The 12,933-nt window shown below is 52.3% G+C and carries 10 protein-coding genes; all 10 read left to right on the top strand.

Features of this window, described 5'->3' with window-relative positions; genetic code table 11:
- Positions 1-102: 102 nt before the first annotated feature.
- Positions 103-1,563 (top strand): lipopolysaccharide biosynthesis protein, encoded by a 1,461-nt coding sequence (locus tag SCT_RS01355; protein ID WP_059418044.1) that lies wholly within the window; start codon positions 103-105, stop codon positions 1,561-1,563.
- An 8-nt stretch (positions 1,564-1,571) separates the two neighbouring features.
- Entirely contained in the window at positions 1,572-3,497 is a 1,926-nt protein-coding gene (locus SCT_RS01350) for a hypothetical protein (protein WP_059418043.1), read from the top strand.
- A gap of 393 nt (positions 3,498-3,890) precedes the next feature.
- The gene (locus SCT_RS01345; RefSeq protein WP_059418041.1) at positions 3,891-4,706 is read left to right on the top strand and encodes a bifunctional 2-polyprenyl-6-hydroxyphenol methylase/3-demethylubiquinol 3-O-methyltransferase UbiG; all 816 of its coding nucleotides are present in this window, start codon (positions 3,891-3,893) and stop codon (positions 4,704-4,706) included.
- Between the two features lie 237 nt (positions 4,707-4,943).
- A complete protein-coding gene (locus SCT_RS01340) occupies positions 4,944-6,023 on the top strand; it encodes a glycoside hydrolase family 99-like domain-containing protein (RefSeq protein ID WP_059418039.1) in 1,080 nt (359 codons plus the stop codon).
- Between the two features lie 166 nt (positions 6,024-6,189).
- Positions 6,190-6,945 (top strand): class I SAM-dependent methyltransferase, encoded by a 756-nt coding sequence (locus SCT_RS01335; RefSeq protein WP_144408195.1) that lies wholly within the window; start codon positions 6,190-6,192, stop codon positions 6,943-6,945.
- A gap of 189 nt (positions 6,946-7,134) precedes the next feature.
- Positions 7,135-8,946 (top strand): asparagine synthase-related protein, encoded by a 1,812-nt coding sequence (locus SCT_RS01330; RefSeq protein ID WP_159107866.1) that lies wholly within the window; start codon positions 7,135-7,137, stop codon positions 8,944-8,946.
- Positions 8,939-9,889: a glycosyltransferase gene (locus SCT_RS01325; RefSeq protein ID WP_082098126.1), complete on the top strand. Its 951-nt coding sequence runs from the start codon at positions 8,939-8,941 to the stop codon at positions 9,887-9,889. Before SCT_RS01330 ends, SCT_RS01325 begins: the two co-directional genes overlap by 8 nt.
- Positions 9,886-11,166 (top strand): hypothetical protein, encoded by a 1,281-nt coding sequence (locus SCT_RS01320; RefSeq protein WP_144408194.1) that lies wholly within the window; start codon positions 9,886-9,888, stop codon positions 11,164-11,166. The genes SCT_RS01325 and SCT_RS01320 overlap by 4 nt, the downstream gene beginning before the upstream one ends.
- The gene (locus SCT_RS01315; RefSeq protein ID WP_059418029.1) at positions 11,163-11,939 is read left to right on the top strand and encodes a polysaccharide deacetylase family protein; all 777 of its coding nucleotides are present in this window, start codon (positions 11,163-11,165) and stop codon (positions 11,937-11,939) included. Before SCT_RS01320 ends, SCT_RS01315 begins: the two co-directional genes overlap by 4 nt.
- Positions 11,940-11,943: 4 nt before the next feature.
- Positions 11,944-12,888, top strand: a complete 945-nt coding sequence (locus tag SCT_RS01310) for a glycosyltransferase (protein ID WP_159107865.1) — start codon at positions 11,944-11,946, stop codon at positions 12,886-12,888.
- The last annotated feature ends 45 nt before the right edge of the window (positions 12,889-12,933 follow it).

The following is a 12,933-nucleotide window of genomic DNA, read 5'->3' as shown; positions in this document are numbered from 1 at the left end:
CTACAAACTATGTGCAGAACGCAGCGCATTGGGGGATTTTTTTACGCACCATCGTTGTTCGATGTATATTTAGATGTATAACGCACCATAAACAGAAAAAACATGTCTCTCGGTGAATCCATACGCAAGGGAACTAAATGGCTAGTCGCCGGCAGCCTGGCCGGCCAAGTACTGCAATTCGCCTTCGGCGTCGTTCTTGCTCGCCTTTTATTACCGGCCGATTTCGGCCTTCTTGTTACTATCCAAGTCTTTACCGGTGTTGCCGGCATGATTGCTAGCGGTGGCATGGGGGATGCTTTAGTGCGCGCAAAGAAAGTGGATGAGCACGATTTCAATGTGGTTTTTACCGCGCAGCTCGCTTTAAGCGTGTTGATTTTCATTGCATTCTTCACACTTTCTCCAACAATCGCTCTTGCCTTCAACGAGCCTCTTTATACCGATCTTATCCGCATCTCCGCCTTGAGCTTCTTGTTCCGGCCGATGCTTAATGCCCGCAACATTTGGCTACAACGGGAAATGCTTTTCAAAGAGCGCTCTCTTGCCGGATTGTCCTGTGCTATTTTTAGTGGGGCATTAAGCATTATCATGGCTTGGGCGGGGATGGGGGTGTGGAGCTTGATCCTCTCCGGCTTGGCAGGCAGCTTACTGAATCTCATCCTGCTCGACCGAATTACTCTCCAACGCCTCCAAATGTCGTTTGACATCGGCACGGCACGCATCCACAGCGGTTATGGTCTGAAATCATCTGCTAATGAGTTAGTGAGTTATTTACGCAAGCAAACCAGCAACCTGATCATAAGCCACGTTGCAGGCCCCGCCTCGGTGGGGCTCTACAATAAGGCGGAGAGCCTAGCCATGCTGCCCTTGGCTACCATCAGCGACGCGGTATATACCCCCGTGTTTCGGGCTATGTCCAAGGTGCAAGACGATGCAGCGCAGGTTCGTTACTTGTTTTACCGTATGATTTCGCTGCTGGTTGTTTATACCTTACCTTTCTATGTCGGCCTAGCGTGGCTGGCAGAGCCTTTCATCGGTGTGGTCTACGGGGAAAACTGGCTGCCAGTTGCTGGACCTTTGACGGTCATTTCCCTTTGCGGATTCCTTTTCTGTATCGGACATCCATGCGGTGCCGTATTGGCTGCACGTAATCTGCTGGGGCGCGAGGTTCTCATCCAAGCAGCCACTTGGGCTTTCGTGGCAGTAGCCACCTTGATTGGTCTACGTTGGGGCGGGCTTACCGGAATAGCATGGGGGGTGGCGGCAAGCCACTTATTTTCTGCCTCACTTATGTATCACTTGGCCTCAAAATCTGTGCAAGGCTCGTTGCGGGAGTTAATCAACGCGATCGCCCCGGGTTTGTTGTTCAATGCACTCATGCTTGCAGTATTGTGGGGGCTTGATTTACTTTTGCCCTCAGGATTTCCGGAACAGCAGCAGGCCGCTTATCTGCTGCTTTCTGCTACGGTGGGCGGCCTTATATATGGCGCCAGTTTCCTTTTCCTCCCTATTCCGTCGCTTGAGGCGGAAGCGCTCCGATGGCGCAAGACACTGTGTTTAGCCTGATAGATTCTATGACACTGGAAATCCAACTCGTCGATGTGTTTTCCCCTAATGGTAGCAATGAAGTCTTGCGCCTTCGCGACATGTCGCGATTCCACAAGACAAATACGCATTTCGAAATTTTCCGCGACGACTTTGCTGATGCGGGCGCCCAATGCATCTTTCTCCGCGCCGATGCTAATGACGCGAACAATCAAGTACGCGTTACTGTAGAGGGCAGCTATCGCATGATAGCCAGCCCCGCCGGTGGCTGGTTACTTCATTCCCATGGCAACGGTCCAACCTATTGGATTCCTCGTGCACCGATGACGCGCACGCTCGATAAACTTGCTCGCATCGTTTCCGAACAGACTGCGTCTCTGATCAATATGGATCTAGAGCCCAGTGGGATCTCAGCCACATTTTCCGTGCCGCGTGGCCAAATCCTTGATTTGACCATCTGGCGCTTCAACGCGGGTACAGCACGATGGCTGGATGAGCTTGGCCGAACAATGGTCATTGAAAAACAGCCTTATTTCGTCTACGCTTCACACACGGTATGCAGTAGCCTGGCGGATTTTTACCTTCACCTCGTGCATGGTCATGTCTACGGCAATCACTGGGCTTGGCCAAACAAACTCAAGATCTGCGATGAACTTGATGCTTACGCGCTCTACCTCATTGCGAACGGTCTAGAACGCGCTACAGAAAAGAAACTCTATGGCCTGCTACGGCGCCAGATTGTAGCAAGCGTAATCGCGCGACAGGAGCCGGATGGCGGATTCCGTCACGGTGAATGGACGGATTTATTCGAGAGCCACAATCGCCTCATCAATGGTGCAATCCAACTGCTCGCGGCAGAACTCGAGCGCGCACCCGATCCCACACTACAGCAGGCGCTGGCGTCAGCCACCAGCTACATCGCCCGGCAAATGGATCAAACCGAGATCGGAGCCTGGTTACTGCATGACTCTCTTGAAACATCCGAGGAAGGGATGCGCCTGTACCCATCCCCCTGGTCGCCGAGTACCTGGCTCGGCAAATCGCGCACGAACCTGATGATCCTTAACACGCATATGGACGGTATTCTGGCGCTTGACCGTTATCGCGAAGTTTCGCACGATGACAGCCATTCCAATGTCGTAGCCTCCGCGCGCGATATGATGAAAACCGTATTGGCCTATCGTCCAGCTGAGTGGCTATATCGGCCATTAATGAAGCTCATGGCGTTAACTGTGCTGCCCAAAACCAAACAGGAAGCACTGTCACTACCAGCGCGTGCCTTGAAACGAATCACATGGAAATACCTGATGCCTCGATTCCATTGGCTAATGAATATCGCTCCCCGCTTTATCATGCCAGATGGGTTCGTGGCCCGCAGCATTGGTCAGCATGGCTATTCGCACCGGTATCAGGCTGTGCATGTCATGGATATCGCGCGTTATCGGCACAGTTTTAACACCGATGAACTTGATGACGCGTTAAAACAAGCCGTGGCTTTCGTCGTCAATAGTCACATCACCAAATTCTGGCGTGAAAACCTTTCCAGCCGTGACTCGCTGCCCTTTTGGGCGGAGGGCTTATACCTGCTCTGTCTTGACGACCCCGCACCACGATTCCGCAAACTGTTAGCGGAAGCTATGCGCGACATTCATGAATCTGGGCTCGGCTTACCACCAAGCTTGTTAGGCGCATGCCCTGAAGCCGTGCCGCCGAACGAACAGCACCCCACGCCATCACCTCGCGATGCACGAATTTGGATTGCCAATTTAAGCCAGGGTAGCAATTATGAGTGGCTGGCTGTGAATATCAGTCGTGACGAGGTGCCGCTGCAATTTAATAATAACGTTGGAAAAAATGTAATATGGCAGGAAAATTCCGGTACTCACCAACACAACGCTGGAATGCTCGCCCCCCTTCAATGGGTAATGGGCTCAATGCCTGTGCGCCAAGAATGAATATGTATAAATATCAAACACAGGATGCGATAAGGACGACATGAAAGCCGGGATCATAGCCTTCCACTTGCCGCAGTTTTACCCCACCACATCTACCATAGTTCCACGGATCCGGGTTTTCAACTTGAGCCAAGAGGCGGTGAATTTCTGGTCATCAATACAGCGCGTGAGGCATTAGCTCTTAAGCTGCATGAATTGCCCAGTGGGTTTGATGTGGAACCTCAACTCGGGTGGTGTGTTTGGTGGTTGGTCTCAAGCGCCCAAGACCGACCACCAAATGAATGAAAGCAACAGCATCGATTTTCGTATTATCTGGAAGCATATTCTTAAATATTCTCGCTCGTTCTTTACGAGATTAAGAACGAACGAATTAGATTTCATGGAGGAACATAGATGCAGAACGAAAAATTTTTTGCCCCCCCCTCTGATGAGCGTGTCATGCCACCAGAAACGGAAGGAGATAACCGTAATTTCATCGAACATCTCGCCCGCTACGATTTCGCAAGGGGATTCTTGAAGAAGGGTATGAATATTTTAGATGCGGCGTGCGGTTCGGGTTATGGTTCCCATCTCCTTGCCAAGTATGGCTGTAACGTTATCGGCGGAGACATTAGCCAGGAAGCGGTCAGTTACGCAAACAAGCGCTTCACTCATGAAAATCTGACTTACACTAAAGTGAACTGTATTCGGCCCGAATACCCCGATGGACATTTTGATGCTTACGTCTCATTTGAGACCATCGAGCATTTTTTTGAACAAGATGAATATCTAACCAATGCTCGTAGAATTCTCAAGGCTGGCGGATTGTTCATTTGCTCAACCCCAAACAAGGATGTTCATGAGTTCTACCGGCACAAGGGATGGATGGGGGCAAACCCATATCACTTAAAGGAACTAACCGTCCAGGAATTCAGGGATCTACTTGAAAAGCATTTTCCAAAGGTTGAACTCTACGCTCAAGATTATGATCCTCTCGCCCTAAAAATGTTGGAGATGAACCGTATTGTTTCCGAACTACGTTGGGAAATGGATCATTTACCCATCACCCTAATAAAGAAAATATTACCCCAAGGAGTACTTGGTATGCTGGGTAAGCCTGCGCCCGATCTGGCAAAGAAGTTAAATACCCGCTATAACTTGGATATGGCCAAGATAAGCAAATTGAACATTGAAAATGCTGACACTTTAATCGCCGTCTGTTACACCTGATCAAACAACCAATCTTCTATGGATTATCCACGTGCTGGACATTAGTAAGTGGTGTCACCGAGGATACTGAATGGCGCGATGGGACAACATGCACTCTACACAACGCAAAATATGTCATCAGTTGAGTATTGGGGGTGGAGCGGACGAATCGCTACCGCTGTAGTGTTATTGTCGGGTGTCACTTACCTCTACATTGAGCTCCCATTCCTAAGCCGCAAAAATCAAAATTGAAAGACCATGCCATCACAAACCCCTCATACACGCGTAATCGCATTTCACCTTCCTCAGTTCCACCCAACACCGGAGAATGACGAATGGTGGGGAAAGGGATTCACTGAGTGGACCAACACTGCCAAAGCAACCCCCTTGTTCCCGGGACATTACCAGCCCCACATCCCAGCCGACTTGGGTTTTTATGACCTGCGTCTACCAGAGGCGCGGCACGCACAAGCCGAATTGGCAAAAGAATACGGCATCGCAGGTTTTTGCTACTACCACTACTGGTTTGGCGGCCGGCGTATTCTCGAACGGCCAGTAAACGAAATATTGCTATCCAAGGAACCTGACTTCCCATTTTGTCTATGCTGGGCAAATCATAGTTGGAATACCGTCTGGCAAGGCACCAGTAATATGCTCGTTGAACAGGTCTATCCCGGTTGGGACGACCACGCGGCCCATTTCGATTGGCTGCTGCAAGCGTTCACCGACCCCCGCTATCTCAGGATTGATGGCAAACCTATTTTTGTTGTTTACAAACCAGATGAGATCCCAGAAGTTGAGAAAGTTATAGATTTCTGGCGCAAACGCGCGTCGGATGCCGGGCTTCCCGGTCTCCATCTGATAGGCGTAGCACACGCCAACGAAAAATGGGATCCGCGTATGCGCGGCTTCGATGCCGCGACCATGCAATCCTTGCCCAGCCGGGATGGCCGTATCCCTCGCCACTACCTGTGGACAAAGCTGAAGTTGGCCCTTGCCGGCAACAAACATGAACTGACCATCTGGGATTACGAAGAAATTCTACCCATGCTGCTACGTAGCAAGCCCGTGGAATGGACAGACTACCCCTTGGTTTTGCCGAATTGGGACAACACCCCGCGCCTCGGCATGCGCGGACTGGTATTTCACAACGCCACACCGGAACTGTTTCGCGGTCATCTGCGTGAGGCGCTATCCCGCGTCGCGCATCACCCCGCCGACGAGCGCATCGTTTTCCTCAAGGCTTGGAACGAATGGGCGGAAGGCAACCACATTGAGCCTGATCAAAAATGGGGCCGGACGTGGCTAGAGGTTATTGCCGAGGAATTAAGTGCATGAAAGAGGTAACTCCTGGTGAAACAATCCGGGTTTATAAAAATTACCAGACACGGATGTCTTGTTGAATATACGTTCCAGCATCCAACAGGGGCGGCCTTATACAGACCTAATAAACGATCTCGCCAGTTTGGAATGGATCAGGATCACTGTTGGGAGGGGAACAAACGTGAATGTATTACAAAAGCTGATTCGGGTCACGATAGACGAGGGGCTGATGGGGGCAGCCCGGAGAATCGCCGAATATATGGCATGGCGCGCCCGACTTCTCGCGCGGATAAATCTCAACGAAAAATTTCGTGTGTTCATCGATCGCAGGTTTGATCGCAAATATGGGGTCGATACGAGCGGCCTAATTGGCGTCAAAGGTCTTGACGTGACATCTGAGCAGAAAGATTCAGGCATCCATTATGAACCTACCCCGGTTCCGGCCCTGCGAGCGATATTAGATTCATTGCCTGTGGATCACTCGAAATTCACTTTCATTGACTATGGCTCGGGAAAAGGTCGGGTATTGTTGCTTGCCTCAGAATACCCCTATCAACGGATTATTGGCGTGGAATTTGCTAATAGCCTGCACACGATCGCGCGCGCAAACATCGCCAGATGGAATAGCCGCAAACAAAAGTGTGCGGACATAGCGTCAGTATGTATGGATGCACGCGATTTCCAACTGCCCGACGATCCGCTAGTAATATTTTTTTTCACGCCGTTCTTGTCCCCGGTCATCGACCGGGTGGTTGAAAATATCCAAGAGAGTTTCAGGATCAAGCCACGCCCTATCCGAATTGTGTACTATGGAACGAACGAGAAATTCATGGGGCTTTTGTCAAAACTTGGCTTTTCACGCCGGGAGATTTATTCTAAGCGGCCGTTTTCTGCACTGAAGCATTACAAAGGCCACCTATTTTCTTCGTCGCAGTAAGCCAACGCTTTCAAAACACCTGACCCCGCGCGCCACGATGTGGAAAAGAACCATGATGAGAATTTTTGTAGCACAGGTTGATCGTCACACTGGATCAAACATATTTGGAGTGCTTCTTTACGAAAAAGGGGTTCCCATCACAAGCGATACGGCGCCATACGCCGTGAGCCATTTTTATGGAGACTGTCAGTGAGTTCTGTAGCTTCGGGCATGTTCGTTCGTTCAGATTTCGCTGCGATGATCTGCCCCGCGCATATGGGTAATGACGAGCAAGTATTGGCAGCGGAGTTCGAGGCACAGCTTGGGATACGGCCGCAAGTAACGATTAGGACCCCCAGCCGTCGTGTCCTTCTGGCCCATACAGATGGCACACAGCTTATAAAAGACTCATCTGGCGACTTCACTATACTGCTTCATGGTGAGCTATACGGTGACCATCCGCTTTCCACACAAGAAGCTGAAGAGCTGGTCCTCACTGCCTACGCAGAGCATGGGCCTTCGTTCTTTTCGGGACTTGACGGCTCCTGCGCGTTCCTGATTGTCGATACCCGGCGTGATCTGGTAACAGTGGTAACAGACCGCGTGAATTCAAGGCGAGTTTTTCATACTCAACGCGACGGTTGTCACTGGATCGCCACGGATCTGCCGTGGATCCCCGCAACCGAATGCGACCCCGTCGCGCTAATCCCCTACCTCATCAGCGGATTCATTTGCCTGGGCCGCACGCCATTACTCGGAGTGCGTCAGTTAGAAAGCGCATCCATTCACCGCTTTGTCGAAGGCAGCGTGCTCTCTGAGCCATACTGGAAATACCGATTCAATCACGAATATACAGATAGAGACCCTGCAGACCTGCGCACCGAACTTGCCTCACTTCTCAGAAAGGCGGCTGTGCGGCGCGTGTCGCCCGACGAGCAGGTCATCCTCTCGTTGAGCGGAGGCTATGATTCGCGTGCAGTATTGGGCCTGCTCAGGGAAATCGTGCCAGCCGAGAAGATATACTGCTTCTCATATGGCCCCGAGACAGCTGACGACGTCACTGTCCCCAAGATGATTGCCAGCCGCTTTGGCTTGCAACACGGTGTATTTAACTTCCATGGCGACCTGGTAGAAGGACTAAGAGCGAATGCCAGGCTCGGCCACGGCTTGGTGGATTTCATGCCCTCGGCGGATGTTTTGAATGAGCTTGCATCGCGCTTCAGCGTACCTCACACCGTGATGTTTTCAGGGGACGAGTGCTTCGGCTGGGACGAAAGCCCACCCCTTCCGACGGAGCAGCTTGTGCTGGCGAATATAGTGGGCGTGCGTAATCCGCTACTCTGGCCGACATGGATATTCTCGGATGCCGTGGACGCTAATGCGATCATCAGCGACGTCGAGGCAGATTGGGCACAAATTCGTGGTCTCGGTCAGAACTTCGCGTCGTTGCAGGAATTCAAGGACTTCCTTTACGTCGATCAGAGACTGTCCAATCTCCAGCTTCCTTGGCGTGAATACTATTTCGGTCGGCGTTTGCCCATCCGAAATCTGTTGCTCGATCGGGATATCTTGGAGTTTATTAAGCGTCTGCCAGACTCGGCACGCTACTCTCGGCAGCTCTACTGCGACTGTGTCCGGGAGATGTTTCCTGACCTTTTCAGCTTGCCAATGGCGGATTTCAACGGTAATCCTCTTGACCACCACAAGTTGGTGACGAGCCAAGCTAAAGCTTTGGAGACACTGCTCGAAAATACGAGCGCACTGGACACGATAATCCCGGTTGATTCTATCCGTAAGCTCATCGACGACATTGTGAAACAAAGTGCTCCGGTGAAAAGGCCACCCGCAGTCAGTTGGGGGAGAGCGAAGCAGTTCATCAAGTCGCTGGCTAAACGTGTTCCTTTCGCATCTTCGTTATACAACACGATATCAGGGGCGCCGATCCAAGCCCCCATGAAACTTGGGGCTCGTCATCTCGAGCGTATCCTCCTTATGCGCCACGTATTGAGAAAACATGATTAAGTCATTCGAACCGGGATTGATCTCGGTCATCATGCCCTGTTTCAACGCCGAGCCATACCTGCGTGAGGCCGTTGATAGCGTGTTAAACCAGACCTACCCCAGTGTCGAACTAACCGTCGTGGATGACGGCTCAACTGACGGCAGTGTGGATATCCTGCAGCGGCTTGCCACGCAATATTCACCGCGCCTGAATCTACTGCATCAGGACCGCTTGGGGCCGTATCCGGCACGCAATCTTGGACTGCAACATGCCCAAGGCGAGTTCGTGGCCTTTCTCGACGCCGATGACTGGTGGAGCCTGGATTGCCTGGAAAAGCTGCGTTCGGCATTGGTGAATTCCAATGCAGTTCTGGCTTACTGTGGCTGGCAGAACGTCGGTGCCGTCGATCGTAGCAATGACCCCTACGTCCCCCCCGACTACGAAAAAGGTGATAAAGCCGAGCAGTTCTTGCGCGCTGCCGCGCCCTGGCCGATTCACGCTGTGCTCACACGCCGCGAGGCTATTACTGCGTTGCGTGGCTTTGACACCCGCTGGCCCACCTGCATGGATTACGATCTGTGGCTGCGCATCGCCGTGGCCAATCATATTGTGCTTGTGCCTGAGGTCATGGCCTTTTACCGGCACAAGGTGAGTGGTCAGATCACTTCCAAACAATGGGTGCAGGCAGAAAATTCCTGGCAGGTAAAGCAGAAATTTGTACACAATTACCCGGAACTTGTGGCGCATTTGGGTTCGGGCAAGCTCCGTCAATTGATTGACGGTGGCTTTCTAAAGCGGGGCTATCAGGCTTACTGGCGGCGCGATCTTGTCACTTCGCGGCATGTGTTCCGCAAAGTACTCCGCCACGGTGGTTGGAAACTGCCGGATCTAAAATATCTACTGCCCGCACTTTTACCCGAGCGTGCGTACGTGAAACTGGTGCAAACCCTGAGCGGCCGATGAATCCATACCGAACCATTATGTCCGTGCCCGGCCTACCATGGCGCGTGCAGCAGAAGTTGGAATCCTTGACGGAAGGCCAGGTGCGCAAGACGCAGCCCGCGCTATACCGCTGGTTACATTTCGGCAGTACCCGCGAGCGCGTGCGAGCCGTGACCTTTGGACCGAAACACCACTTCTTTGGGTATTACGAAAAATCGCCTTGGAACGCCTCTCAGACCATGCTGCTCGCGCACGAGTCGGGCTTCAACGACCGCCCGCCCGGCTCCGATGACCGGGTGGGCGTCGGTGTCGTACACCTCTCCGACAACCGCTTCGAGTTGCTCGCTGAAAGCCTGTCATGGAATTGGCAGCAGGGTGCCATGCTCGCTTGGCATCCTGCTGAGCCGGATCACCTTCTGGTTCACAATGATCGGCGTGATGGCAAACTGGTGGGCGTTGTACGCGATATTTCTGGAAAAGAGCAACGGGTCTACGATCGTGCAATCTATGCCATGTCCTCCGATGGAAAGACTGCCTGGAGCCTGAATTTTGCCCGACTCGCTACACATCGTCCAGGCTATGGCTACGCTGGTGTGACGGACCCATGGGCCGAGGCTCCTCATCCAAACGATGACGGCGTATATACCCTAGATCTGGACAGCGGCAAAAGCCATCTGATCGCCACGCTGGATGAGTTGGCAAGGCGCGACCCCACCCCCGCCATGGCAGGACAGTTCCATTGGGTGAATCACATACAAGCCAGCCCGCACGGTAAGCGCATCGCTTTCTTCCACTTGTGGCGCGAGGGTGAGAAGAACTGGGGCGTGCGGCTATATGTGGCGCGCTCAGATGGTAGCGAGCTCGCCTGTGCGCTCGACACCGGGCGCATCTCGCATTACGACTGGCTGGATGAGGATCGACTGTTGGTGTGGGCGCGCCGTCGCGATGGCAGTGAGCACTTCCTGCTGGTGGATGTACGCGATGGCTCTTACCAGGTCTATGGCGAGGGTATACTCACCGAGGATGGCCACGACAGCTTCTCACCCGATCGACACTGGGTACTCAACGATACCTACCCCGACCGCTATGACATGCGCACGCTGATGCTGGTCTCTTGGCCCGAGGGAAAACGTCTAGATATCGCGCGACTGTATTCTCCGAAAGCAAAATGGTGGGGTGAAATACGCTGCGATCTGCATCCACGCTGGCGGCGCGATGGCCGGCAGGTCTGTATCGATTCGGTACACAACGGCTCGCGTCAGATATATGTGGTTGATGTGGAAGACCTGATCGCATGAGCCGGATCCTTATCCTGATGTATCACATAATCGACCGGGCACGCGCGAAGCAGGAGGCGAAATTCTGCTTATCCCCCGATCGCTTTGAAGCACAGATGCGTTTTTTGCACGAATCCGGGAAAAATCTGTTGAGTCTCGATCAAATTGCCACAGCGATTGAAGGAAAGAGCGCATGGCCGACAACAGGGGTGGCCGTCACGTTTGACGATGGTTTTCGTGACACATTCCACCATGCCTTGCCAGTGCTCACCCGTTACAATATTCCGGCGACGATGTTTATGCTGGCTGACCGCATCGGTGCGAACAACAACTGGATGACCCCGCGCGGCTTTCCCGAGCGCGAATTGATGACTCAAAGTGAGATGCTGGAGATGCAAGCTGCGGGCGTTTGCATTGGCAGCCATACGTGCAGTCATCCGAATCTGCCGCAGCTTGATGCTGAAAACACCATGGCCGAAATCCGGATGAGCCGCGAAAAATTGCAGACGCTTACCGGATCGGACGTAAACCATTTTGCTTATCCATTTGGCTTGTACGACGACAAAACGCTGATGGCAGTTGCTGCCGCTGGCTACCGCACTGCTTGTTCGACCCGGTCGGGTTTCAATGGTGAAGGGATCGATCCATATTTATTACGTCGCATCGAGATTTACGGCAACGATACGCTCTGGCAGTTCAAACAAAAACTCAAATTCGGCTCGAACGATATGTCTTATACTTTTCCCCTTCGCTACTATACCGGGCGGGTGCTATCCCGCTTTGGCCGAAAGTAATCATATGGATTTCACCGTTATTATCTGCACTTACAACCGCGCGAATAATTTATCCACCTGCCTGGGCGAGTTAAGTCGACAACTGGGCGTAGGTGACATGAAATGGGAGGTGTTGGTCGTCGACAACAATTCCGCAGATAAAACACGCGAAACCGTGACACGACTGGCCGAAGAATTGCCAATTACCATCCGCTATACATTTGAGTCACAGCAGGGCTTGAATTACGCGCGCAACCGTGGCGCGCAGGAATCACACGGCGATTATTTTTGTTATGTCGATGACGATATCCGCGTTGCACCACAATGGCTCGCCGCGTTATTTCAAGCGTTAAAATCAAACGACGCGGACGCGGCTGGCGGCCGAATCCATCTGGACGACTCGATCATTCTGCCGCGCTGGATCAAACCCGAGATGTATGGGTTTCTCGGTTACCAGGATTTTGGCGAGTCGCCGTTCCAGATGGACGGAATCAGTAAATACCCGTTCGGCGGGAACATGGCGTTTCATCGTCGTGTAATCGACAAGATCGGTCTATTCAATCCACTATTGGGCCGAAAAGGCAGCGGCCAGAAACGCGCCGAACTCTTCAAAGGTGCAGAAACTGATTATTTTCATCGCCTAGCTGCGGCGGATGGCAGGATTTTTTATGCGCCGGCCGCTATCGTGTATCACCAAGTAATGCCATTTCAATTGCGTAAACGCTATTTCCGTACCATCCACTATAACGCGGGTGTACAAAAAGCTTATCATGATCCACAAACTTACCGACGCCGGTTGTTCGGTATCCCTTTGTTCCTGTTCGCGCATACTGCACGCAATATCGCCCGTTATCTCGGACAACTCTTCATGCGCGGACCAGATTGGGCTTTCCGCCAACAAATGACTGTTGGTCACTTTCTAGGCATGATGCGGGGCTACATGAAACGTGCGCACGAGAACTCTCGATGATTCGTACCGCCCTGTGTCTGGATGATCCATCTAAAGCCAGATTGT

The organism is Sulfuricella sp. T08 (assembly GCF_000971475.1).
Classification (GTDB): domain Bacteria; phylum Pseudomonadota; class Gammaproteobacteria; order Burkholderiales; family Sulfuricellaceae; genus Sulfuricella.
The sequence above is the reverse complement of the archived record's forward strand: the minus strand, read 5'-3'. Positions and strand labels throughout refer to the sequence as shown.